The organism is Actinoplanes sandaracinus, from assembly GCF_030009775.1.
In the GTDB taxonomy this organism is placed as follows: Bacteria; Actinomycetota; Actinomycetes; order Mycobacteriales; family Micromonosporaceae; genus Actinoplanes; species Actinoplanes sandaracinus.
Window position 1 is genome coordinate 242,487 of sequence record NZ_JASCTH010000005.1, and the last position, 23,938, is coordinate 266,424.

Below are 23,938 nucleotides of genomic sequence, written 5' to 3' on the forward strand. Positions count from 1 at the left end.
AAGGCATGCGATCGTGGCGCAGGTCCACCTGGCGTGGGCAAACAAGAAGATCGTCACGCGGCTCGCCGGAGCACTGGACGAGGCGCGGCACAGGTAGCCGGCTACTATCAGCTTGGGAATCGCCTTGATTGCACCGCCACCGTTCACCCCTGGCGAGGTCGGCGATGCGTGGGGCTCGTTGAGCTCCAGATGACCGATCTTGACCGTTGTTCGCCGGTCGATCGGGCACGTAATGTCTGGCATTCAGGAGAACAGTTGCACCATCGGCCACGAGACCGCGGCCACCACAACCAAGATAAATAGTAAGAAAACCCCAAAGCAGCCATCGCCGCCGCCGTTCTCACGCCGGCGCTGCCGTTCGGCGTTCTCTTGGACTTCGCGCTTCATCTTCTCGCCTGGGTCGTACCAGCCGGCTGACGACATGCTCACCTCGCAAGATCGCGTACGTAAGGTCGCTCGAACTCCATACAGCGTGATCCTCAGAGAGGACTCTCGCAAGACGCTCCGTCTGTGGTTACCACGGAAGAGATGACACACGGTCCAAGAGTTGTCGACCATAGCGCCCGTGCACGCGCCCGCATGTTCTTCGGCTCGCGAGTTCCAGCCAACCAGCGTATCGAGCGACGTGGTGAATTGATCAGTTGCGTTAAAGCAAGATCCCTGGGTGTCAAGGCTGTATTACCCCCAGGAGGTGGCGTAATCGCAGGTCGAAGAAGGCGAGCGGGTGCGTCTGCTGGATTTGACCGCCAGGCTCGGGTCGAACGTTCCGATGAAGCCGGTCAGTTTCTGGTCGCTCATCCCGGTGAGCCGGGCCATCTGCGGGAGTAGCCATACCGCGTCGGAGTACGGGATCTCGGTGCCGCCGTCGATCCGCAGGTCGCGGCGCCAGCCGTGCAGGTGGGTCCAGAAATCGGCGGCGCTCAGTTTGCCGGCGCGAGTGAAGTCGGCGGTCATCATCATGAATGGCCGGTTGATGTCGGCGGTGATCGGGGGTTGGCATTGCATCGGGCCATCCAGGCTGAGCCCGGCCCGGGCGCGCTTGCCCTCGTAGCCCTTCTCGATGTCGACCAGGGCGGCCGTCTCCAGCACGCTCAAGTGTTTGGAGAGGTTGCCGGCGGTCAGGTCGAGATGGGTACGCGGGTAGCGAACTCGACCCGCCGTGCCTCGTGCCCCGCCGTCAGCCCGAAGTGGTGCTCGAGTCGTGTTCGCGACGGCACGACCGGTGACGGGCGGGTACGGTCGCCCTGCCACCCATCGCCTATCCAGGGGGGCCGGCATGAGCGCCACCAGCGCAGCGACCGATGCCACCGCGATCCGCCTGCTGCGACAGCGGCTCGGCGCGCGGCTCGTCACCGCCGGTGACGACGAGTTCGCCGTGGCCCGGCAGGTCTGGAACGCCGCCGTGACCCGCCGGCCCGCCGTGATCGCCCGCTGCGCCGACACGGACGAGGTCAGCCTCGCGGTGCGCGCCGCCCGTGACGCCGGCCTGCCCCTGTCGGTACGGGCGGGCGGCCATGACTGGGCCGGACGTGCTCTGCGCGACGGCGGCCTCGTCGTCGACCTCACCCTGATGCGCGGCACCCACGCCGACACCGCCGCCCGCACCGTCAGCGTCCAGGGTGGCGCGACGGCCGCCGATCTGCTCGCCGCGACCACCCCGCACGGCATGGCCACCGCGACCGGTGTGGTCAGCTCGGTCGGCATGGCCGGGCTCACCACCGTCGGCGGATACGGCGGCCTGATCGGCCGGCACGGGCTCGCTCTGGACAATCTGCTGGACGCCGACGTCGTCCTCGCCGACGGCGCCACCGTGACGGCCGGGCCGGACCACGACAGTGAGCTGTGGTGGGCGCTGCGCGGCGGGGGCGGCAATTTCGGTGTCGTCACCCGGCTGCGGTACCGGCTGCACGCGTTGCCGGTCGTGCTGGCCGGCATGCTGATGTTCCCGTTCGGCGAGGCCGCCGCCGTCCTCTCCGGATACGCCGAGGTGGTGGCGGACGCTCCCGACGAGCTCACCGTCATGTGCGGGTTCCTGCCCGGGCCGGACGGCCGCGCACTGCCGTTCGTCTGCCCGTTCTGGTCCGGGACCGACCTGGCCGCCGGTGACCGGGCGGTGGCGCGGCTGCGGGCCCTGGGGCATCCGATCGTCGATCAGGTGGGCCCGATGCCGTACCCGGCCGCGCTCGCGATGTTCGACGGCAACATCTCCGACCGCAACCACTATCTGCTGCGCAGCCGCTGGTTCCCCGAGATGTCGGCGGACGCCGTGGACGCGCTGGTCGCCGGCGCCGGCGCGGTGACGTCACCGTACTCGGCGCTGATCGTGAACCGGTTCCACGGCGCGGCGGCCCGGATCGAGCCGGGCGCCACCGCTTTCGCGATGCGGTCCCCGCACCAGGTGGCCGAGGTGATCGCGGTGTGGCCGCCCGGTGAGTCGCCGCAGCGGCACCGGGCCTGGGCCGACTCGGTGGTGACGGCACTCGACCCGATAGCGCTGCCGGGCGGATACCCGAATCTGCTCGGGCCCGAGGAGGACGACCGGGCCCGGGCCTCCTACGGGGCGAACCTGGACCGGCTGCTGGCGGCCAAACGCGCCTACGATCCCGGAAACGTCTTCGCCTCCGCGGTGCCGGCCCTTCTGGAGGAGACCGCGCTCTCCTGAGAAGGCCACACCCGGCTTTCCTGAGTAGGCCACACCGGCCGGAAACGGCCTGGCACGCGGTTGTCATTGCCGACCCCCACATCGGCCCTTACTGTCGTTTATAGAAGCGTCGGCGGTCAGCCGGTGGCGAGACGGCGAATCCGCGGGTGTCCACCCGCGACGAGACCAGCCGTCCCTCTCCCCCCACTTTCAGCCTCGGTGCCACGGCCCCGGCGCGCCCCCCGAAAGAAGGCCTGTTCCCATGCGCAGAGTGTGGTTCCGCGCCGCCGTCCTGGCCGGCTTGCTCCTGCCCGGCACGCTGCTTCCGGTCTCCCAGCTCCATGCCACGACCACCGCCTCCGCGCCGACGATGGCCAGCCGCCTGGCCGCGGTCGGGGTCGCGAAGAGCATGAACTACTACCCGTCCAACGCCGGCTGGTCGTCGATGTGGACGAACTTCGACCCGGCTCGTGTCAACACCGATCTCGCCAGGGTCGCCACGCTCGGCGCGGACAACGTCCGGGTCATCGTCTTCCCCCAGACGTTCGGATACCCGACGCCGGCCGCTACCTACACCGAGCGGCTTCGCACCGTCATCGACCTCGCCGCGGTTCACGGCCTGACCGTCAAGGTGACCCTGTTCGACTGGTGGTCCGGTTACTCCGACGTGGCCAACAGCATCGCCTGGGCCAACGCCGTGCTGGCGCCGTACGTGAACGACCCCCGGGTGATCGCCGTCGAGCTGAAGAACGAGTTCCAGCCGAACGACACCAGCGCGGTCGCCTGGGTTCGCCAGGTGATCCCCGCGATCCGCACCACCGCTCCGGCCATGCCGCTCACCCTGTCGGTCGACGGCGGCACCGGCGCGGCCGGCATGGCACAGATCAAGACCCTTCTCGCCAGTACGCCGCTGGACTACTACGACTTCCACTTCTACGGCGCCTCGGAACGGTCCCTCGCCGAGATCCGCCGCGCCCAGGCCGCGGTCGCCCCCGCCCCGATGGTCATCGGCGAGACCGGTGCCAGCACCCTGACCGGCACCGACGGGCACCAGGGCGCCTACCTGGCCCGGGTCTTCCGCGCCGCCCGGGAGGCGGGCACCGGATCGGTGTCCCCGTGGACGCTCAACGACTTCTCCCCCGGCGCCATCCCGCCCAACTCGGCGGTGTCCACGCAGCCCGCCCAGTACAAGTTCGGCCTGCACCGCACCGACGGCGCCCCGAAGTTCGCCGCCTCGGTGGTCACCACCGCGTGGACGACCGGGACCACCCCGAACAGCATCCTGAACCTGAGTTTCGAAGCCGCGGCGATCGACTCGCCGTGGCGGCAGCACCTGCCCGAGGCCGGCACCGCCGTGATCACCACCGAATCGGCGCGCACCGGCACCCAGTCGGCCCGGTTCTCCGGCACCACCCGGACCCCCTCCGGGCTGCCGTCGCTGGTCACCTCGCCGATCACGCCGGTTCAGGTCGGCTACCGGTGGCGTGCCGAGGCGTACGCCCGCGCCGTCGCCGCCACCGGCACCACGGAGATCGCGCTGAGCTGGTTCGACATCAACGGCCAGTGGATCGGCCAGAACACCTCGAACCGGCTGCCGTCCGGGAACTCCAGCTGGACGAAACTCGTCGTGGAGACCGTCGCCCCGGCCGGAGCGGCGGGCGTGCAACTGCACCTGAAGTCGGGTGACAACACCGGCACGGTCTGGTTCGACGACGTCGCGGTGTCCTGACCGGCCGGTGGTCGCGCGAGGGCGGGCGGCGCCGTGGCCGTACGACAGCCCGCCGTTGATCGCCGGATCCCGCCGCCTGGCAGGATGGGCCGGTGCGCGCCGTGGTGTTCGATGCCGTCAGATCCGAACCGGAAGTCCGGGAGGTCGCCGAGCCGACGGCGCCGGTCGGTGGGGTGGTGGTCCGGGTCCTGGCCACCGGGATGTGCCGCAGCGACTGGCACGGCTGGGCGGGTCACGACGACGACATCGTCCCGCCGCACGTGCCGGGTCACGAGCTGGCCGGTGTCGTGGCCGAGGTCGGCGCGGGAGTCGAGCGCTGGGCGGCCGGTGACCGGGTGACCGTTCCGTTCGTCTGCGGCTGCGGGCGGTGTGAGTGGTGCCGGACCGGGCAGGCGCAGGTCTGCCCGGACCAGCGGCAGCCGGGGTTCACCCACTGGGGCTCGTTCGCCGAGTACGTCGCCCTGCACGCCGCCGACACCAACCTGATCGCGATCCCCGGCCAGGTCGGCTTCGCGGCCGCGGCGAGTCTCGGATGCCGGTTCGCCACCGCGTACCGCGCTCTGGTCGGCCGTGCCCGGGTCGCCGAAGGCGAGTGGGTGAGCGTGGTCGGCGCCGGCGGCGTCGGGCTCAGCGCGGTGATGATCGCCCGTGCGCTGGGCGCCCGGGTGGTCGCGGTGGACCGGAACCCGCGAGCTCTCGCCGTGGCGGCCGAGCTCGGGGCGGAGCACACGTTGCTCGCCGACGGCGCCGACATTCCCGCCGCGATCGCCGCGGTGACCGGCGGCGGCAGCCACGTCTCCGTCGACGCGGTCGGCAGCGAGCAGACCTGCGCCGACGCGATCCTCGGCCTGCGCCGGCGGGGCCGCCACGTGCAGGTGGGGCTGCTGCCGCCGGTCGACGGGCTCCCCCGGGCGCCGATGGCGCGGGTGATCGGCTGGGAACTCGACGTGCTGGGCAGTCACGGGATGGCCGCGGCCGACTATCCGGGCATGCTGGCGCTCATCGAGCGGGGCACGCTGCAGCCTCAGCGCCTGATCGAGCGCACGATCGGACTGGCCGAGGCGGCGCGGCTGCTGCCCGTCTACGACACTGCCACGGTCGCCGGAATGACCATGATCGACCCCACTCGCTGACGCCCGCGGTGGGCCGACCCGAGCGGCGGCTACCGAGGTCAGGTGATCTTGTCCAGTACGTACCTGGCGGCCTCGGCGACGAGGGTGTTGTCGGGCGCGGCGTCGCGGCCGGACCGGCGCGACATGATGGAGATGAGGAGGGGCTCGGCCGACTTCGACGGCCACACGACGGCGATGTCGTTCGCGGGGCCGTACGGGCCTCCGGTGCCGGTCTTGTTGGCCACGGTCCATCCGCGCGGCACGACGGCCCGGATTCGATTCCTGCTGTTGGGCGTCTCATGGGCGCGTTCCAGCAGGTCGCGAAGGTAGGCACGGGCGTCGCCCGGGAGAGCGCCGCCCGCGACGATCTTGTGGTAGTCCGTGCCGATGGCCCGCGCGGAGGTCGTGTCGCGCTGGTCTCCGGGCGTCCAGTCCCGCCAGAGCGCCGGTTCCGTCCGCTCGGCCAGGGTCACCGTGTCGCCGAGCGTTCGCAGGTAAGCCGTCAGCTCGGCCGGGCCACCGAGCTGACGGAGGAGGAGATTGCCGGCCGTACCGTCGCTGAAGCGGACGGCGGCGTCGCAGAGCTCGCCGAGAGTCATCCCGGTGGCCACCCTCTCCCGGGTCTTGCGGGAGTTGTCCCAGTTCGGCTCCACATCGGCCCGGGTGAACCGGACGCGCTGGTCCAGCTTCGACAGCGGGACGCTGTTCAAGACGGCGGCGGCTGCCAGGCCCTTGAACGCCGAGCAGTAGGGAAACCGTTCATCCGCCTGATGGGCGACAGTGGCGCCGGTGCCGGTCGCCACCGCGTACACCCCCAGCCGTGCGGAGAACCTGCGCTCCAGCTCCACGAGCCGATCGTGGCGTTCCTCCGAGCCGGGCACGGTGGCCGGGGGTGACGCGGGGGCGGAGCCGGAAGGGCTGGGGCTCGGTCGACCTGCCGACGTGTCAGCCTTCTCGTCCTTCCGGGCGCAGCCCGCCAGCAGGAGCGCCGCGGCACCGATCGCGGCCCGCCGGGTGATCGTCGGCCGCGTCATCGTCCCCGCCCTTGCGCTGACGTGGCCATGAGCGCGCGACCTGACGGCCGGCCGACGCGGCATCGGTGGAGCACATCCCTGAGCACGCCGGGCAATCTACACAGTGGACGCAAGCGGGCCCGGTCGCCGTCACCGCACGCCGACGTGGGCTGGGAACATGCTCAGTAGCGGAAGCTGGAGACGGTGGTGTCGAGTTCGCCGGCGATGCGGGCCAGGTCGTCGGCGGCGGTGCGGGTGGCCTGGGCCGCCTCGCGGGTGGAGCCGGACAGCGTGACGACGTCCACGAGCTGGCTGCTGATCTCGGATGTGCCGGCGGCGGCCCGGCCGAGGTCGCTGGTCATGCCGTTGGTGGTGGCGCTCTGTTCCTCGACCGCGGAGGCGATCGTGTTCTGGTAGTCGTTGATCCGTCCGATCACCTGCCCGATGCCGGAGATGGCGTCGACCGCGACGCGGGCATCGGCCTGGATCGCCTCGATACGGCGGCTGATCTCCTCGGTCGCCTTCGCGGTCTCCTGCGCCAGGTCCTTGACCTCACCGGCGACGACGGCGAAGCCCTTGCCCGTCTCGCCGGCGCGGGCGGCCTCGATAGTGGCGTTCAGCGCGAGGAGATTCGTCTGCTCGGCGATGGCGGTGATGGTCTTGACCACGCTGTCGATCTCGGCCGACGACGCGTCCAGTTTGGCCATGACGTGCTCGGCTCGGCTCGCCGCCTGGACGGCGTCGCCGGCCACGGTGGCGGCTTCGGCGGCGCTCATGGCGATCTCCCGGATCGCGGCGCCCATCTCCTGGGCGCCGCCGGCCACGGCGTGCACACCGGAGGTGACCTCGCCGGCCGCCGCGTCGATCAGCTGCACCTTCTGCGAGTTCTGCTGAGTGGCCTCGGTCAGGTTCTGGCTGGCCTCCTGCAACTGACCCGAGCGCGTCGACAGGCTCGCGGACGCCGCGGCGAGCGTGGTCATGGTCGACCGCATCTGCGCGGCGACCCGGTGAACCGACCGCGACATCCGCCCGACCTCGGTGCCGGCCGGGTCGGGTTCGCGTTCCGCGAGATCACCCTCGGCCATCGCTGCCAGCACTCCGCCGAGCCCGTCGAGACGGCGGCTCAGCGCCCGCGCCATCAGCACGGAGACGACGGCCGCCAGCACCACGCCGATGATCAAGGCGGCGATGATGGCGGTACGGGCGTCCCGCGCCGTGGACCGGGCCTCCTCGGCCTGGGCTTGCGCCTGCTGCTGGGAGAGAGTCCGCAAGGTGTCCAGGTCGGTGATGACCTGGGCCAGAGCCGGGTTGAGGGTGCTGCTGCGGAACTTCTGCCACTCGTCGATCTGTCCGGCCTTCTTCAGTGCCGACGACTGATCGCGCAACTCGAGGTAGGTGTTCCAGGACCCTTCGAACGCCGCCATGGCGGCCCGCTCCGTGCCGGTGACCGTCAACCCCTGATACTCGCCGAGGCGAGCCGACACCAGGTCGAGCTGCTGCTTGGTCTCCTCCGCGTAGTCGGCGGCTTTGGCCGCGTCGGTGGCGGTGAGGTTCGACAGGCTCGCCCATCGCGAGTGCCAGATCAACTGCTGGATGTCCTGAACGGTGCTGACCGGCACCAGGGACTCGGCGTAGATCTTCTGCGCCCGGTCGGCGATCGCGTCCATCCGCATGACACCGACCGCCCCGACCACGACGGCGGCCAGCAGGGCGATCGTCGCGGTGACCAGCATGCTGGCCCGCAGGCTGAGCGAACCCATCACGCCGCCCATGGACATCGTCGACTCCCGCCGTCACTTTCAGCAGACCGGGCCGGCAAGAGGCCCCGAACTCTGATCGGCCGCGAACGGCCACGGATGAGGACATCTGCCGGATTGCCGGCACGAACCAGTCGGCGATCGGAGCGAGCGAGGACGCCCTCGGACGGATCAGCCTGCGGCCGGCCGAGGGCGCCGGGGCTCAGGCGGCGAGCGGGGACCTGCCGGGCGCGGCCTCGGCGGAGGCGGGATCGGTGTCGAGAGTGGGGAACCGGGAGGTCTCCGGGGCGAAGGCGAGCGCCACCAGGGTGAGCAGCAGCGCCGCCGCCACATAGACCGACACGGCGAACGCGCTGCCGGTGGACGCCACCAGCTTGATCGCGATGATCGGTGCGAGCGCTCCGCCGAAGATGCCGGCGATCTGATAGCCCATCGAGGCGCCGGAGTAGCGCAGCCGGGTGGAGAACATCTCGGCGACCAACGCGGCCTGCGGGCCGTACATGGCGGCGTGGGTGGCCAGCGCCACCACCACGGTGAGCACGATGACCAGCGTGTTCCCGGTGTCGAGCAGGGGAAAGAAGGCGAACCCCCAGATCGCGGCCGCGATCGCGCCGGCGGCGTAGACGGGCCGGCGCCCGAGCCGGTCGGAGAGCCCTCCGAACAGCGGGATCAGCACCAGTTGCAGGCCGGAGGCGACGAGCACGCCGGTGAGCGCGACCGTGCGCGGCAGGCCGACAGTGCCGGTCACATAGGTCAGGACGTACAGCGAGAAGGTGTAGAACGCGACGTCGGTGCCGATCCGGGCGGCCATCGCGACCAGCAGGCCGCGCGGGTGCCGCCGCAGCACCTCGATCAGCGGAAGCCTGGCCTTGCCGCCTTTCGCAGCGATCTGTGCAAACGCCGGCGACTCCGTGACCGCGATGCGGATCCACAGGCCCACCAGCACAAGCAGGCCAGACAGAAGAAACGGAACACGCCATCCCCAGCTGAGAAAGGAACTCTCCGAAAGGGTCGCCGAGAGCAGCCAGAGCACGCCGGAGGCGAGCAGGTTGCCGGCCGGGACGCCGACCTGCGGCCATGACGCGGACAGCCCGCGCCGCGCGGGGTCGCCGTGTTCCAGCGACATCACGACCGCTCCGCCCCACTCGCCGCCGAGGCCGAGGCCCTGCAGGAACCGCAACGTCACCAGCAGGACCGGGGCGGCGGTGCCGATGGCCGCGTGGGTGGGCAGCACCCCGATGAGGAACGTGGCGCCGCCCATCAGCAGCAGCGTGGCCACGAGCACGTTCTTGCGGCCCGCCCGGTCACCGAAGTGGCCGAAGACGATGCCGCCCAGCGGCCGGGCGACGAAGCCGACCGCGTAGGTGGTGAAGGCCAGCAGTGTGCCGGTGAGCGGGTCGAAGCTGGGGAAGAACAGTCTGCCGAAGACGAGGGCGGCGGCGGAGGCGTAGAGGAAGAAGTCGTACCACTCGAGGGATGTGCCGACGAGGCTCGCGACTATCACGCGGCGGCTGGTGTTCATGGCTGCTCCTACGGGGGTGGTCGTCGGATGCTTGGTGCCGTATGCCACACTGTAGAAATCGTTGAACAATACTGCAATACCTCAATCCAAGGACTGCGTAACCCGACACCTGACCCGACGAACGGAAGACCCATGCGCGCACGCCGGGCCGGACCCACGGCCGTTCTGCTCGAACTCGACGACGACAACGCCGTCTCCGCCGCCTACGACCTGCTCACCGCGGCGCGGACGGAGGGCACGCTGAGCGCGGCGGACATCGTCCCGGCGGCGCGCACCGTCCTGATCGACGGCGTCACCGATCCCGATCGGATCACCGCGCTCCTGCCGGCCGGCGGGCCCTCCGCGCCGTCGCCCGCCGCCGGCTCCTCCCCGACGATCAAGATCCCGACGTGGTACGACGGGGAAGACCTCGACGACGTCGCGCGACTGTGGGGCACCGACCGGGCCGGCGTGGTCGCGATCCACACCGGCACCACGTTCCGCGTGGCGTTCTGCGGGTTCGCGCCCGGATTCGCCTACCTGACCGGCCTGGACCCACGTCACCACGTGCCCCGCCGGCCGTCGCCGCGGACCCGGGTGCCGGCGGGGACGGTGGCGCTCGCCGGCCCGTACAGCGGGGTCTACCCGACCCCCTCGCCGGGCGGGTGGCAGTGCGTCGGCCGTACCGACGCCCGGCTCTTCGATCTGGACAGTGATCCGCCCGCGCTGCTCACCCCCGGCGCGACCGTGCGATTCGTCGAGGCGGCATGAGCCGGCTGTCCCACGAGGACCCGGTGCTGGAGGTGGTGCGCGCGGGAGTGCGCACCACCGTTCAGGATCTCGGGCGGCCCGGCTTCGCCCACCTCGGCGTGCCGCGCTCCGGCGCCGCCGACGCGGGCGCGCTCCGCCTGGCGAACCGGCTGGCCGGCAACCCGCCCGGCGCCGCCGGCCTGGAGATCCTGCTCGGCGGCGTACGGCTCCGGGCCACCCGCGCGGTCACGCTCGCGGTCACCGGCGCGCCCTGCGCGGTGACGGTCGGCGACCGGCCCGCGGACCCGGGCTTCCCCCTCGCCGTGCCGGCCGGCGCCCACGTCACCATCGGCCGGGCCACCGCCGGACTGCGCGTCTACCTGGCCGCCGGCGGCGGGATCGCGGTCCCGCCGGTGCTGGGCAGCCGGTCCACCGACACGCTGTCCGGCCTCGGTCCCCGCCCGGTCCGGGACGGCGATCTGCTCCCGGTCGGCCCGGTGACCGGGCCGCCTCCCGCCGTCGACGTCGCGCCCTACCCGCCGCCCGCCGGCGAGCTGCGGCTGCGCGTCTGGCTCGGCCCGCGTGACGACTGGTTCACCGCGTCCGCCCGCGACACCCTGTTCTCCTCCGAGTACCGCGTGTCGGCCGAGACCGACCGGATCGGCGCCCGCCTGACCGGCCCGGCTCTGGCCCGCGCCGTCGACGGGGAGCTGCCCAGTGAGGGGCTGGTGCTCGGCGCGATCCAGGTGCCGGCGAACGGCCAGCCGCTGATCTTCCTGGCCGACCACCCGACGACCGGCGGCTATCCGGTGATCGGCGTGGTGGACCCGGCCGACATCGGACTGGTCGGCCAGGCCCGGCCCGGGACGCCGGTCCGCTTCACCCCGGCCCCGCACCGGTGACGATCAGGACGCCGCGGCGGTGTAGGCGGCGAGCAGCTGCGCCTCCGCGTCGTCGAAGTAGCGCTGCAGGGCCTCCTCGGCGGCTCGCGCGTCACCCGCCGCCAGCAGTTCGTAGAGTTTGCGGTTCGCCGCCAGGTACGGCTCGTGCAACTGCCGCGGGTCGGCCACGACCAGGAACACCAGGCGCAACTCGGCCAGCAGCGCCCGGACCGCCTCGGCCACCCGCCGGCTGCCGGCCAGGTCGGCGATCGCCTGGTGGAACCGCATGTTCGCGGTGCCGACCGCGCTCCAGTCGCCGCGGGCCGCCGCCTCGCCGGCCGCCTCGATCGCCGCGCCCACGCCGGTCACCGCCTCCGGCGGCACGACGCCCAGGTTGCGCAGCGCGCCGCATTCGAGGATGCGGCGCATCGCGTACAGGTCCCGGATGTCCTCGACGCTCAGCAACCTGACGAAGACGCCCCGGTTGAGCTGGTGCTCCAGCAGCCCCTCGTGGGAGAGCAGCCGGAACGCCTCGCGCAGCGTGTTCCGCGAGATGCCGAGCGCCTCGCGCAGGTTCTCCTCGCTCAGCCGGGTGCCGGGCAGGAACACGCCCTCGGTGATTCGCTGTCGCAGGATGTCCGCCACCCGCTCCGCCGTGCTGCCCCGGTCGAGCAACGCCCGATCTCCCGCCAGCCGCGCACCCCACTCATCGGTCACCCCCAAATCGTAGAACAATCCCTTACCGCGCCTCGGCGGCGGGCGGCGCCGGCGAACGGTCGTGGAAAGAAACCATTCCTCTCCACCGCGGTTGTCCCTCATGTCACGGGAGATCCCCGAGACGTGGTGAAAGGACATCCCACGCATGCGTACGCCCATTCGAGCGGCCGTTGTCGCCATCGCCTCCGCCGCGGCCGTATCGGCGCCGGCCGCCGCCCACGCCGTGCCCTCCCCCGCCCGGCCCTTTGCCACCGTGACCGCCCTGCTGGGCACCTACGACTTCGGCCGCGCGGCCGTCATCGGCCGGGCCGGAAAACAGGCCGGAGCATGGAAGTCGTACACGGTCCGCTCCGGTTTCGCCGGCGACGACCTGACCGTCACGTACAAACCGCGAATCATTCCGCTCCGCAGCGAGAAGCAGATCTACACCGCGGCCTTCAACGAGTCCCGCGATGCCGAGGCGGAATGCCGGAAGGTCGGCGACGACGGCGTGGCACGGAAGGTCTGGGTGTCATTCCGCTGCCGGACCGGATTCGCGCCGAGTTATACGTTGCTGGTCCGCTGAACGGGCGGCCGATACGACACCGTCGACCGGCGGCAACCGCGCTCAGGTCGCCGCCGCGTCGTCCGGCAGGATTTCGACGAACCCGCCGTTTCCGTGGATCCGGATCCGCTGCCCGTCCCGGATCAGCCGGGTGGCCCGCTGCACGCCGACGACGGCCGGCAGGCCGTACTCCCGGGCGATCACCGCGCCATGGGTCATCAGGCCACCCACCTCCGTGACCAGGCCCGCGACGGCGACGAACAACGGCGTCCAGCTGGGATCGGTGTAGGCGGTGACGAGGATGTCGCCCGGTTCGAGGTCGGCCCGGGCCAGGTCCAGGACGACACGGGCCCGGCCCTCGACGGTCCCGCCGGAGACCGCCAGGCCGATCAGGGCGCCGTCCGGCACGTCGTCGCGCCGGTAGGTCCCGTCGACGGCCTCACCGTCCGAGGTGAGCACCCGCGGCGGCGTGAGCGCCTGGTACGCCCGGAAGTCCTCCTTGCGCTGCTGGAGAAGCCGGTGGTCCACCCGGTTCGTCCGCACGGCGTCGTGGAACTCCTGGAACGTGAGGAAGAAGGCGTCCTCCCTCTCCGCGAGGATCCCCGCCCGCACCAGCCGCCCGGCCTCCTCCAGCAGCGCCCGCTTGTAGACGAAGTAGCGGCTCACGATCGCGTACTTCGGGTACTCGCGGTAGCCGATGAAGGTCCGCACCCGCTCGATCATCCGCTCGGTCTCGGCGGCCTTGCGGTCGCCGTCCGGCAGGGCGCGCAGGCGTACCAGAATCTCTCGCGCCTTCTTCTCCGCCTGGAGACGTCCCTGTTCGAAACGCCGCCGGGCGGCGCCCGGCTCGAAATTGCGGACGTTGTCGAGGATCGCCGGTACGAGGGTGGACGGGCGCTCCCTCCATCGTGGCCGCGTGATGTCGATCTCGCCGGCGCAGCGCATGCCGTACCGGTCGAGATAGGCCGTGATGGCGTCGCGCGCCGCCGGCCCGCCGGCGAGTTTCGGCAGTTCGCCGAGGAAACCGTCGTCGTCGCGGTGGAGGGTGTCGCGCAGGAACGCGACCACCTCCGGATGCGGGCGGATCACGTCGGCGACGTCCAGCAGGTCCAGCCCCATCTCCGAGGTGATGTTGCCGGGAGCGGACAGCGTGAGGGTGTCGGCCGCGTTCTTCTCGCCGAGCCACTCCTGCAGCTTCTCGTTGAGCCACCACGTGGCGTTCATCCCCGCCATGATCACCTGCATGCTCAGCGGATCGCCGAGGAGCCGCTTGTGCTCGTCGAAGGCCTCCAGCAGGAAGTCGAACAACGCGGGCCCGGACTTGTCCCGGATGTCACGGCGCAGCACGTCGACGGACGCCTCGCTGCGCTCGATCAGCCCGGTGACGACGGCCGGGTCGGTCTCGATCGGGGCCGGGCCGGCCGCCTCGCCGGCCGGCGGCCCGCCCGGGCTCCGGTCCGGCACCGGTTCGATGATGTCGCCGCGGTCGAGGACGGTCTCCAGCGCGTCCCTGATCAACGGCTCCGACCTGCCGATGAGCTCCAGCAGGCCGGCCCGGCTCGCCGGCGCGGCGAGCCGCGGGGCGACGTCGACGAAGAGCCGGCCGCCGGCCTCGTGCATCGGGACCATCGCGGTGTGCTGCCACATCGAGAAGCCCAGGGGCTTCATCGCGTCGGTCATCATCTGCTGGTGGCCGACGCAGACGTAGACGTGTTTCTCCCCGTCGGCGGCCACCGGCACGGGGAACAGCGTCGTGATCGGCCGGCTCTGGACGATCGCGAAGTCGTCGCCGGCCAGGCACCACTCGATGTCCTGGGGACGGCCGAAGCGCGCCTCGATCCGCCGGCCGAGCCGCACCAGCCGCACCGCCTGCTCGTCGGTCAGCGCGGGCCGCTCCCGCCGTGCCGGCTCGATCGCCTCCTCCCGCGTCCCGCCGCCCGGTACGGCGTGGACGGCCAGATGCTTGGCCGCGATCGTCCGGGCGATCACCTCGCCGTCGCGCACCTGGAACACGTCCGCGTTGACCAGCCCGGACACCAGGGCCTCGCCGAGGCCGAACCCGGCGTCCACGGAGGCGATCCTCCGGTTGCCCGTGACCGGGTCGGCCGTGAACAGGATGCCGCTCGCCTCCGGGAAGACCATCCGCTGCACGACGACGGCCATCTGCACCGCACGGTGGTCGATGCCGTTGCGCCGGCGGTAGACGACCGCCCGTTCGGTGAACAGCGAGGCCCAGCACCGGCTGACGTGCCGCAGGATCGCGGCGGCGCCCACCACGTTCAGGTAGGTGTCCTGCTGGCCGGCGAACGAGGCCGTCGGCATGTCCTCGGCCGTCGCGCTGGACCGGACCGCATAGGCGTCCCGCTCGCCGAGTCCGGCGACCGCTTCGGTGATCGCCGCCACGAGATCGTCGGGCACGGCGATCTCCTCGACGGTACGGCGGATCTCCGCGCTGAGCCTGCCGATCGCCTCCCCGTCGTCCGGGTCCAGCGCCGACAGCCGATCGAGTCGCGTCCGCAGGGACGGCGCTCCGGCCACGGCCCGGCGGAAGGCGTGCGTCGTCACGCAGAAACCGGCCGGCACGCGGACGCCGTCGATCCGTGACAGCGCCCCCAGGTGCGCGCCCTTGCCGCCGGCCACCGCGACCCGCGTCTCGTCGATCTCGTCGAACCCCAGCACGTACTTCTCGATCATTGCGCTCCCTGTGATGTCGCCGGCGCTTCTGCCCGCCGCCGCTTCCGCCGGCGCCGAGTCAGGACGCCGATTCTGCGGCAGAACCCGGGTCTTGCCGCAAGCCCCCCGGTGCGCTATACGTTAGGAGTGGCGGGAGATGATCTCCCGCCTTGTCTCTTTCGGATGATCTTGATCGCCGGACTGCCGCTAGCATCGTCGGCATGGCAACGCGGCTCGTTCAAATCAACATGAAGGCCCGGGACGACTCCGCGCTGGGCGGTTTCTGGGCGGAGGCTCTCGGCTGGGCGGTCTCCAGCGAGGGACCCGGCGTGACAAACCTCGAACCCGAGGACTTCGTCTACCCCGACCCCATCGCCGTCTGCATCGACCTCATCGCCTCGCCGGAACCCAAGACGGTGAAGAACCGCGTGCACGTCGACCTCGCCACCACCTCGGCGAGTCATCAGGCGGAGCTGATCACGCGCCTGAGGCATCTCGGCGCGACGCTGGCCGACGTCGGCCAGGGCGACGTCGGCTGGACTGTGATGGCCGATCCGGAGGGCAACGAGTTCTGCGTGCTGGACCCGTCCCGCCAGGACACCGGACCGATCGCCTCGGTCGTGGCCGACTGCGCGGATCCGCGAGCCATGGCCCGTTTCTGGGGCGCGGCCATGGACTGGACCCTGCACGAGGTGACCGACGACCACGCGGTGCTGCGCTCGGCCAAGGACGTCGGCCCCTGGCTGCGCTTCGTCCGCACCCCCGACGTGAAGACCGTGTGGAACCGCGTCCATCTCGACGTCCGCCCCTACCCGGACGACGACCTGGAGGCCGAGGCGACCAGACTGCGGGCCCTCGGCGCCACCGCCGTCGACCTGGGCCGGAGCGATGTGCCCTGGAAGGTCATGGCCGACCCGGAAGGCAACGAGTTCTGCCTCCTCACCCCAGCCTGACCTCGGCCCTCTCCGTGCGGGCGCTGTCGGCCTCGCGCACACCGCAGTGGCTGTGGTTTGCCAGTTCGCGCTCTCTTGACCTCAAGTCTTGTTGAAGTTGCAAGGTCGAGACCGGCCACGACTTCTGCTGACCCATCGCCTGGAGAACGCATGACCACTGACACGGGGTTCTACTCCATCATCGACTACACGGTCGACGGACCTGCCACGCAGCGTGAACTCGTCACCGCCTTCGCCGAGATTCAGCAGCGGTGGGTTCGCTTCTATCCTGGCTACCGTTCGGCCCGGTTCCACATCAGCACCGACGGCACCCGCGTCTACAACATCGTGCATTGGGCAAGCGAGGCGGACTACCGCAACTTTGTGGCCACCTCCGACACCGAAGGCCGGATGGCGGCCATCCGCGAGGCCCTGAACGGATTATCCGGCAAGGCTGAGCCCCGTATGAGCGGCAATCCGACCTACGTCGTCGACCGTGAAGTCGGTCCCGGCCCGCAGCAGACCGATGCCTGATCCCGGGTCACCCGAACCTGTGCGGCGATCCCCCACTGCCGGTCGAATGAGGAACCCATGAAGGTAGAGATATACGCGGACATCCTTTGCCCATGGTGCTACATCGGCAAGAGGCGTCTCGCCGCCGCATTGGCCGAGATCACCGACCGCGATCGGAGCCAGATCGTCTGGCGCAGCTACGAGCTCGCTCCGGAGGAAGGCACGGTCCCCGGCCTGACGGCCGCTGAAGCGATGGCCGGCTGGTGGGGTGAGCAGGCCTCGGCCAGGATCACGCGCATCCGCGCGCTCGGTGAGGCGGAAGGCTTGCAGCTGAACCTGCACCGGGCGCGGCCGGTGAACACGTTCGACGCCCACCGGCTGTGTCACCTCGCCGCCGACCATGGTGTCGCCGACAAGATGATGGAGCGCCTGTTCCACGGCTATCACACCGAAGGTCTCAACGTCGCCGAGCCGCAGACTCTCGAACGGCTGGGCGACGAGGCCGGGCTTGACCCGGCCGACGTACGCACGCTGCTCGGCGGGAACGACTACGCCGAGGAGGTGCGCGCCGATGAACGTGGGGCCGCGGAACGGGGCGTGACGAGTGTCCCGTCGTTGGTGATCGACGGTCTGCCGCCGGTTTCCGGTGTTCAGGCTCCTGAAAAGCTACGCCTGTTGGTGAACCAGCGCCTGACCGCATCAGACGCCGCAGCACCACATCTGCCCGGTCGCGAAAGTCATCTCGGTTGACCCGAACCTTCCGGTACTGCTGCCCGGACGGAGCGGTTCGGCTGGTGCTGGCGGTGGATGTCTCGTGGCGGCTGCGCCCGGACGGCAACTGCAGCCTGCGCCGGCCCGGGGAACGTCCGATGACGCCGGAACGGCTCACGCCAGCCCGGGTACGGCGCGAGCTTCGGAACCTGTGCGCGACCAGCGCCTCGCCGGCGCGTGCACCGAAACCGGCTGGTCCCGGGCCCCGGATGCCCGCCCGGATTCCGCAACCGGCACACCGCTACCCGCCACAACGGAGGCCTCATCCTGGTCACCGGCCAGGCACCCCAGCGGCCTGCCCATCACAAGAACGGCACCAAGCCCCGCCGAACTGGTAAAAGACGAGCTCAGCGGGCCGCGACCTCCTCCGGCCTCAGCGGGCCGCGACCCGACCGCCGATGCCGAGCGCGCGGGCCAGGCCTCCCATCCCCCGCGCGAGGCGGGAGGGCACGGAGTCCGGCGCCGGGATCGCTATCGGTCGCACGCGGCCGTTGTGCAGCGCGGTGAACCGCCAGCCCTCGGGCGTGCGCACCGCCACGAGCGTCTGCCGCGACAGGCGCCTTTTCGGTGGGGCCGACCGCCACGGCATCCGCACCGAGGCGGTGCCGTGGACGACGGCGACGTCGTGGCCGAGGTAGCGGATGGATTCGATGCCGCCGACCAGCGCCGAGCCGGCAAGCACGCCCCGGAAGAGCTGGTCATGGGCGTGTTGCATCGGCCCTCGCCCGATGGCGCGGGTGCCGTCGAACGAGACGTAGTCGGAGTCTTCGGTGAAGCAGGCGCCGTAGGCGACGGCGTCGTTGTCGGTCCAGGCCTGTTTGAGGTGGTTGAACAACACGGTGATCGCGTGGTCGTCGGTAGCCATGCCTGCGCCCCTGCCATTAGAATTCGATCGCCTAACATTACGATAGCAGGAGTTTTCGAGTGTCGAAACGTGATCTGGCCGGGTCGGTGGCCACCGAGTTGCGGCTGCTGCAGCAGAGCTTCGACGCGTTCGACGAGGCCGTCGCCACCACCCTCAAACTCAACCGGACGGATCTGCGGGCGCTGGACCTGCTCCTGACCGGCGAGGGGCGCCTGTCGGCCGGCGAGCTGAGCCAGGCATTGAAACTCAGCCCGGCCGCCACGACCACGGTCATCGACCGACTGGAGCGGGCGGGATTCGCGGACCGGATCGCCGACCCGCACAACAGGAGGCGCGTCCTCGTCGCCGCGACCGAGGCGGCTCGCGCCGCCGAGCGAGACATCTACGCGCCGGTTGGCGTCGCCGGAGCCGAAGCGCTGGCCGAGTACGACCTCGACCAGCTCGCCACCATCCACCACTTCCTGCAGACCGCCCGCCGGGTGCAGGAGGAGCAGGCGACGCGGATCAGCCGACGCCAACCGGAGCATCCCTGACTAGTGCTGGTGAAGCAGTTCGTGGGTCTGGCTGATCCGCTCCCACGACTTCGGCGCCACCGGGGCGGACTCGGCCAGCGTGGCGGTCCCGGCCACGACCGGCTTCGACGGCGTGTAGAGCCAGGCCTGGAACAGCGCGTCCAGGTCCTTGCCGGAGATCTTCTCCGCCAGGGCGGTGAACTCGGCGGTCGTCGCGTTGCCGTACCGCTGCTCGGTCGCCCAGGTGCGCAGGATCTCGAAGAAGTCGTCATCGCCGACGGCCACCCGAAGCTGGTGCAGGGTCATCGCGCCGCGGTCGTAGACGGCGTCGCCGAACAGCTCCGGCACGCCCGGGTCGGCGGGCGCGGTCGTCCAGATCGGGGCGTCGTCGGGCGAGGACGCGTACAGGTAGTCGAAGATCTCCTGGGCGGTCCCCTCCTCGTTCTTCTCCGACCACAGCCACTCGGCGTAACTGGCGAAGCCCTCGTTGAGCCAGATGTGCTGCCAGTCGGCCACCGACACGGAGTCACCGAACCACTGGTGCGCGTTCTCGTGCACCACGACCGAGGTGTTGGAGCCGCGCCGGAAGAACGCGGACGAATAGGTGGGGCGGGTCTGGTTCTCCAGCGCGAACCCGAGCGTGCCCGGCGGGGTGACGACCCCACCGCGGGCCTCGAACGGGTACGGGCCGAAGAGGGTGCTCTGCCAGTCGACGATCTCGGACGTGCGCTCGACACTGGACTGTGCCGCGTCCCGGAAGTCCTGCGGCAGCGCCTGCGAGTAGGCGTTGTAGACGGTCTGCCCGTCGGCGGACGTGTCGGTGGTGACGTCGTACTGGCCGATGGTCAGGAACGTCAGATAGGAGGCCTGCGGCTTGGTCGAGCGCCAGCTCCACCGGGTGTAGCCGAGCGTCTCCCGCACCGGCGGCCGCGGCATCACACCGTTGCTGATCGCCTCCACGCCGTCCGGAACCGACACCGACACGTCGAAGGTGGCCTTGTCCAGCGGATGGTCGTTGCTCGGGTACCACCACCAGGCGATCTCCGGCTCCCCGACGGCGATGGCGCCGTCGGGGGTACGGATCCAGGCGGTGTACCCGGCGCCGACCTCGGTCGACGGCACACCGGCGTACCGCACCACGACGGTCATCGCGCCGCCGTCGGCGACCGGCCGGGCCGGGGTGACGACGAGTTCGTGGTCACCCTCGCGGGCGAACGTGGCCGGGCGGTTGTTCACCGTCACCGACGACACGTCGAGCAGGAAGTCCAGATTGAACCGGCTCAGATCCTGGGTCGCCCGGGCGAGGATGGTGGTGGTGCCGGTGAGCCGGTCGGTGGCGGGGGTGTAACGCAGGCGGACGTCGTAGTGGGAGACGTCGTACCCGCTGTTGCCGTAGTCCGGGTAGTAGCCGTCCCCGATTCCGGGGCCGCCGGGCGCGGGTGCCAGACGGTGCGGGGCGGGCGCGGCCTCGGCGGGCACACCCGTTCCGGCGAGGGTCAACGCTGTGGCGGTCAGGGCCACGAGCAGTCGTCGCACGGTGGTGTCTTCCTTCCGTCGGCGGACCGGGTCGCGGTCCGACGCTGGCGAGAACAGTCACCCGCAACATATCGAAAACCGTCGAGGCGTGCGGTCCGGGCCGACTCAGGTGTCGAGGCCGAGCTCTTCCAGGATCTGGGTGACCCGGGTGTCCTGCTGGTGGAGGAAGGCGCCGAACTCGGGACCGGCGAGATGGGCGTCGGTCCACCGGAACCCGGCCATCGCCTGCCGCCAGCTGGTGGAGTCGCGGAGCCGGGACACCGTGGTGCCGAGCGCCCGCAACTGGGTGTCGTCGAGTCCGGGCGGGGCGACCAGACCGCGCCAGTTGGCGAACACCACGTCCAGACCGGCCTCACGCAGGGTCGGCGCCTCGATGCCCGTGGTCCGCTCGGCCCCGGTCGTCGCGAGGACGCGCAGCTGGCCGGAGTCGATCTGCCCGGCGAACTCACCGAGGCTGGACACCGCGGCGGCCACCCTCTTGGACAGCACCGCGGCCAGCAGGACGCCGCCGCCGTCGTGCATCGCGTAGCGGGCCGATCGTGGGGTGACACCGGCCGCCTTCGCGACGAGCATCGCGGCGAGGTGGTCGGGGCCGCCCGGGGACGAGCCGCCGCCGACGATCAGCCCGGCCGGGTCGGCCTGCCAGGCCCGGACCAGGTCGTCGAGGGTTCGCAGCGGCGCGTCGTGGGTGACGACGACGACCTCCGGCTCCTCGATCAGCCGGGCGATCGGTGTGACCGCGTCGAGCGTGACCGACACCCCGGTGGTGTGCTGCGCACCGACCAGGCCGAGACCCATCAGCATCATCAGGTCGCCGTTGCCGCGCTCGTAGACCAGCCGCCGCAGGCCGACCATGCCGCCGGCGCCGGCGAGGTTGAACACCTCGACGCCGGAGGAGACGTCCAGAGAGGTCGCCACGGTGCGCGCGGTGATGTCGTAACCGCTGCCCGGCGCGTTGGGCACCATCAGCCGCAGGGCCGGGTCACGCTCCCCCGCGCAGCCGCCGCCGAACAGGACGGCCAACGGCGAGGCGAGCAGCGTACGACGGCGCACCCGCCCACCATAGCGCCGCCCGTCCGGCGCACCGGCGGGTAACGTACGGCCGCAGTGAGGTAGGGAGGCAACGCAGGTGCGCTGGAAGTTCTCGCTCGCCGGCCAGTTCCTCGTGCTCCAGCTGGGCATCGTGTTGCTGGTGGTCGGCGCGGTCGCGGCGGTGTCGCTCGCCGAGGCGGACGCCGCGTTCCGCCGGGACCAGGGCGCCAAGCTGCGGTCGAGCGCGGAGAACCTGGCCGCCACCGGGGTGATCCGCGACGGCATGGGCGCCACCGTCTGGTACGACGCCCTCGCCGCCGGCGCGGAGACGGCCCGCAGCGTCTCCGGCGCGTCCTTCGTCGAGCTCACCGACGCGAGCGGGGTGCTGCTGACCGGGCCGATGCGCGGCCGGCCCGCGGACCTGTCCGGCAGCGGCGGGCTCAGCGGCCGGGCCTGGCTGGGCGTCACCGAGCACGGCGGCCGGGCGCTGGTGGCACACGCCCCGGTGCTGGGGGCCGACGACGGCCGGGTGCTCGGCCTGGTCATGGTCGGCAAGACCTACCCGACGTTGCCGGAGTCGCTGGCGAGCGCGGCCGCGGACCTGCTGACCTATCTGCTGCTCGGTTCGGCGCTCGGCGTGGTCGGCTCGGCCCTGCTGTCCCGGCGGATCAAACGGCAGACCCTCGGCCTGGAGCCGGTCGAGATCGCCGGCCTGGTCGAACACCGTGAGGCGATGCTGCACGGCATCAAGGAGGGCCTGATCGGCCTGGACCCGTCCGGCCGGGTGACGTTGGCCAACGACGAGGCGCGGCGCCTGCTCGGCCTGTCGGGCGAGGTCAACGGCGCGCCGTTGCGGTCGCTCGGCGTACCCGAGGAGGTGTCGTCGCTTTTGATCGAGGGTTCCGACGAGCCCGATCATGTGGTGGTGCACGAGTCGCGGGTGCTGGTGCTGAACCGGATGCCGGTGGTGGTGCGCGGGCGCGCCGCCGGGTCGGTGACCACGCTGCGGGACCGCACCGAGCTGACGTCGCTGGAACGCGAACTGGACCTGAGCCGGCACACCACCGACGCGCTGCGCGCGCAGGCGCACGAGTTCACCAACCGGCTGCACACGATCTCCGGCCTGGTGCAGCTCGGGCAGTACGATGAGGCGGTCAATTTCATCGTCACGGCCGGTGAGACGCACCAGGCGCTCAGCCAGGACGTGCAGTCCCGGATCGCCGACCCGGCGGTGGCGGCGCTGCTCATCGCGAAGGCGAGCGTCGCGTCCGAGCAGCACGTCGAGTTCCGCATCGGCGAGGAGACCAGCATGCCCGCCCCGGTGGCCGACCATCTCGCCGCCGACCTGGTCACGGTCATCGGCAACCTGATCGACAACGCCATCGACGCCGTTGGCTCCGGCGGGTGGGTCGGCGTGGCGGTGCGCGACCTGGGCGACGAGATCGAGGTGTGCGTGACCGACTCGGGCGCCGGCGTGGCGCAGGAGTACGCGGAGAAGGTGTTCAGCAGCGGATTCACCACCAAGGCCGGGGACGGGCACCGGGGTCTCGGACTGGCGCTGATCAGCCGGGTGTGCACGGCGCGCGGTGGCGGCATCACCGTGGACGGGCCGGCGTTCACCGCGCGGCTCCCGGTGCACGCGGGAGGTGCGCGATGACCCGGGTGCTGGTGGTCGACGACGACTTCATGGTGGCCCGCATCCATCAGGGCTTCGTGCAGAAGGTGCCGGGCTTCACCGTGGTCGGCGCGGCGCACACCGGAGCGGCGGCCCTCCAGGCGGTCGAGGAGCTCCGGCCCGACCTGGTGCTGCTCGACATCTACCTGCCGGACATCTCCGGGCTGGAGGTGCTGCGCCGGCTGCGGCACGAGTCCAGCGACGTCGACGTCATCGCCATCACCGCGGCGCAGGACACCGAGACGGTACGGGTGGCGCTGCGCGGCGGCGTCATGCACTACATCATCAAGCCGTTCACCTTCGACACCCTGCGCGACCGGCTGGAGCGTTACACCGAGGCGGTCGCCCGGCTGGGCGAGACGCCCACCGCCGTCCAGGCCGACGTCGACCGGTTCTTCGGCACCTCCCGGGGCGCCGCCCGCGACGGCGCACGGGGTGGCTCCCGAGACGGCGAGGCGAACCTGCCGAAAGGGCTGGCCGGCCAGACCGCCGACCTGATCATCGCGGTGCTGCGCGACAGCGCCACCGACCTGTCCGCCGCCGAGTGCGCCGAACGGGCCGGCCTGTCCCGGGTCAGCACCCGCCGCTACCTCGAACACCTCGTCCGCCTGGGCAAGGCCCAGGTGCGGCTGCGCTACGGCGGAGCCGGCCGCCCCGAACACCGCTACATGTGGCGGGGTTAACCCCCACAGCGACGCGATCTTGTGGAGTTGCGCAGCGCCGTTGCTGCGCAACTCCCCAAGATCGCGTCGCCGGGGCGGGGGGGGGGGGGGGGCGCCCCCCC

Annotated in this window: 22 protein-coding genes; 12 read left to right on the plus strand and 10 right to left on the minus strand. The window is 71.2% G+C overall.

Translation table 11 applies throughout. From position 1 onward, the window contains the following. Window positions 1–243 precede the first annotated feature (243 nt). Together QLQ12_RS09795 and QLQ12_RS47055 are read right to left on the minus strand one after the other, a co-directional pair. Window positions 244–387: a hypothetical protein gene (locus tag QLQ12_RS09795; protein ID WP_282758791.1), complete on the minus strand. Its 144-nt coding sequence runs from the start codon at window positions 385–387 to the stop codon at window positions 244–246. A 291-nt stretch (window positions 388–678) separates the two neighbouring features. Further along, window positions 679–1,095 carry a hypothetical protein gene (locus QLQ12_RS47055; RefSeq protein ID WP_407651443.1) on the minus strand — a complete coding sequence of 139 codons (417 nt, stop codon included), beginning with the start codon at window positions 1,093–1,095 and terminating at the stop codon, window positions 679–681. A 181-nt stretch (window positions 1,096–1,276) separates the two neighbouring features. Between QLQ12_RS47055 and QLQ12_RS09805 the strand changes: the two genes are divergently transcribed. The 3 genes from QLQ12_RS09805 to QLQ12_RS09815 all read left to right on the plus strand — a co-directional run bounded on the left by QLQ12_RS09805 (window position 1,277) and on the right by QLQ12_RS09815 (window position 5,503). Then, the gene (locus QLQ12_RS09805; RefSeq protein ID WP_282758792.1) at window positions 1,277–2,662 is read left to right on the plus strand and encodes an FAD-binding oxidoreductase; all 1,386 of its coding nucleotides are present in this window, start codon (window positions 1,277–1,279) and stop codon (window positions 2,660–2,662) included. 241 nt (window positions 2,663–2,903) lie between these two features. After that, complete coding sequence (locus QLQ12_RS09810) at window positions 2,904–4,370, plus strand: cellulase family glycosylhydrolase (protein WP_282758793.1); 1,467 nt, start codon at window positions 2,904–2,906, stop codon at window positions 4,368–4,370. 92 nt (window positions 4,371–4,462) lie between these two features. Then, entirely contained in the window at window positions 4,463–5,503 is a 1,041-nt protein-coding gene (locus QLQ12_RS09815) for a zinc-binding dehydrogenase (RefSeq protein WP_282758794.1), read from the plus strand. 38 nt (window positions 5,504–5,541) lie between these two features. Here QLQ12_RS09815 and bla read toward each other — a convergent pair whose 3' ends face one another. From bla to QLQ12_RS09830, 3 genes are all read right to left on the minus strand, one after another. Then, complete coding sequence (gene bla, locus QLQ12_RS09820; RefSeq protein WP_282758795.1) at window positions 5,542–6,516, minus strand: class A beta-lactamase; 975 nt, start codon at window positions 6,514–6,516, stop codon at window positions 5,542–5,544. A gap of 161 nt (window positions 6,517–6,677) precedes the next feature. Beyond that, the gene (locus tag QLQ12_RS09825) at window positions 6,678–8,273 is read right to left on the minus strand and encodes a methyl-accepting chemotaxis protein (RefSeq protein WP_282758796.1); all 1,596 of its coding nucleotides are present in this window, start codon (window positions 8,271–8,273) and stop codon (window positions 6,678–6,680) included. 181 nt (window positions 8,274–8,454) lie between these two features. Next, entirely contained in the window at window positions 8,455–9,774 is a 1,320-nt protein-coding gene (locus QLQ12_RS09830; RefSeq protein WP_282758797.1) for an MFS transporter, read from the minus strand. A 132-nt stretch (window positions 9,775–9,906) separates the two neighbouring features. Here QLQ12_RS09830 and QLQ12_RS09835 point away from each other — a divergent pair, with 132 nt between their 5' ends. Both QLQ12_RS09835 and QLQ12_RS09840 read left to right on the plus strand, forming a co-directional pair. After that, window positions 9,907–10,524 (plus strand): 5-oxoprolinase subunit B family protein, encoded by a 618-nt coding sequence (locus tag QLQ12_RS09835; RefSeq protein ID WP_282758799.1) that lies wholly within the window; start codon window positions 9,907–9,909, stop codon window positions 10,522–10,524. Beyond that, window positions 10,521–11,405, plus strand: coding sequence for a 5-oxoprolinase subunit C family protein (locus QLQ12_RS09840; RefSeq protein ID WP_282758801.1), 885 nt, complete (start codon window positions 10,521–10,523; stop codon window positions 11,403–11,405). The genes QLQ12_RS09835 and QLQ12_RS09840 overlap by 4 nt, the downstream gene beginning before the upstream one ends. A 3-nt stretch (window positions 11,406–11,408) precedes the next feature. Here the strand turns inward: QLQ12_RS09840 and QLQ12_RS09845 are convergent, their stop codons facing one another. Further along, window positions 11,409–12,101 (minus strand): GntR family transcriptional regulator, encoded by a 693-nt coding sequence (locus QLQ12_RS09845; protein ID WP_282758802.1) that lies wholly within the window; start codon window positions 12,099–12,101, stop codon window positions 11,409–11,411. Window positions 12,102–12,246: 145 nt separating this feature from the next. On the opposite strand from QLQ12_RS09845, the gene QLQ12_RS09850 reads away from it, so the two are divergent. Further along, window positions 12,247–12,666 carry a hypothetical protein gene (locus QLQ12_RS09850; protein WP_282758803.1) on the plus strand — a complete coding sequence of 140 codons (420 nt, stop codon included), beginning with the start codon at window positions 12,247–12,249 and terminating at the stop codon, window positions 12,664–12,666. Between the two features lie 42 nt (window positions 12,667–12,708). Here QLQ12_RS09850 and rph read toward each other — a convergent pair whose 3' ends face one another. Continuing rightward, complete coding sequence (gene rph, locus QLQ12_RS09855; RefSeq protein WP_282758804.1) at window positions 12,709–15,339, minus strand: rifamycin-inactivating phosphotransferase; 2,631 nt, start codon at window positions 15,337–15,339, stop codon at window positions 12,709–12,711. A gap of 200 nt (window positions 15,340–15,539) precedes the next feature. On the opposite strand from rph, the gene QLQ12_RS09860 reads away from it, so the two are divergent. The 3 genes from QLQ12_RS09860 to QLQ12_RS09870 all read left to right on the plus strand — a co-directional run bounded on the left by QLQ12_RS09860 (window position 15,540) and on the right by QLQ12_RS09870 (window position 17,513). Continuing rightward, window positions 15,540–16,271, plus strand: a complete 732-nt coding sequence (locus tag QLQ12_RS09860) for a VOC family protein (protein ID WP_282758805.1) — start codon at window positions 15,540–15,542, stop codon at window positions 16,269–16,271. A gap of 150 nt (window positions 16,272–16,421) precedes the next feature. Next, entirely contained in the window at window positions 16,422–16,784 is a 363-nt protein-coding gene (locus tag QLQ12_RS09865) for an antibiotic biosynthesis monooxygenase family protein (protein WP_282758806.1), read from the plus strand. Between the two features lie 57 nt (window positions 16,785–16,841). Next, on the plus strand, window positions 16,842–17,513 hold the full coding sequence (locus QLQ12_RS09870) for a DsbA family oxidoreductase (RefSeq protein WP_282758807.1): 672 nt from the start codon (window positions 16,842–16,844) through the stop codon (window positions 17,511–17,513). Window positions 17,514–17,907: 394 nt separating this feature from the next. On the opposite strand, the gene QLQ12_RS09875 is transcribed toward QLQ12_RS09870, so the two are convergent. Further along, complete coding sequence (locus QLQ12_RS09875; RefSeq protein ID WP_282758808.1) at window positions 17,908–18,399, minus strand: SgcJ/EcaC family oxidoreductase; 492 nt, start codon at window positions 18,397–18,399, stop codon at window positions 17,908–17,910. Window positions 18,400–18,458: 59 nt separating this feature from the next. On the opposite strand from QLQ12_RS09875, the gene QLQ12_RS09880 reads away from it, so the two are divergent. Beyond that, the gene (locus QLQ12_RS09880; protein WP_282758810.1) at window positions 18,459–18,932 is read left to right on the plus strand and encodes a MarR family transcriptional regulator; all 474 of its coding nucleotides are present in this window, start codon (window positions 18,459–18,461) and stop codon (window positions 18,930–18,932) included. Here QLQ12_RS09880 and QLQ12_RS09885 read toward each other — a convergent pair whose 3' ends face one another. Both QLQ12_RS09885 and QLQ12_RS09890 read right to left on the minus strand, forming a co-directional pair. Then, complete coding sequence (locus QLQ12_RS09885) at window positions 18,933–20,447, minus strand: M1 family metallopeptidase (protein WP_282758811.1); 1,515 nt, start codon at window positions 20,445–20,447, stop codon at window positions 18,933–18,935. A 105-nt stretch (window positions 20,448–20,552) separates the two neighbouring features. Further along, entirely contained in the window at window positions 20,553–21,500 is a 948-nt protein-coding gene (locus tag QLQ12_RS09890) for a Bug family tripartite tricarboxylate transporter substrate binding protein (protein WP_282758813.1), read from the minus strand. Window positions 21,501–21,576: 76 nt separating this feature from the next. Between QLQ12_RS09890 and QLQ12_RS09895 the strand changes: the two genes are divergently transcribed. After that, window positions 21,577–23,136 (plus strand): sensor histidine kinase, encoded by a 1,560-nt coding sequence (locus QLQ12_RS09895; RefSeq protein ID WP_282758815.1) that lies wholly within the window; start codon window positions 21,577–21,579, stop codon window positions 23,134–23,136. Then, window positions 23,133–23,837 carry a response regulator gene (locus tag QLQ12_RS09900; protein ID WP_282758817.1) on the plus strand — a complete coding sequence of 235 codons (705 nt, stop codon included), beginning with the start codon at window positions 23,133–23,135 and terminating at the stop codon, window positions 23,835–23,837. The genes QLQ12_RS09895 and QLQ12_RS09900 overlap by 4 nt, the downstream gene beginning before the upstream one ends. Window positions 23,838–23,938: the final 101 nt, after the last annotated feature.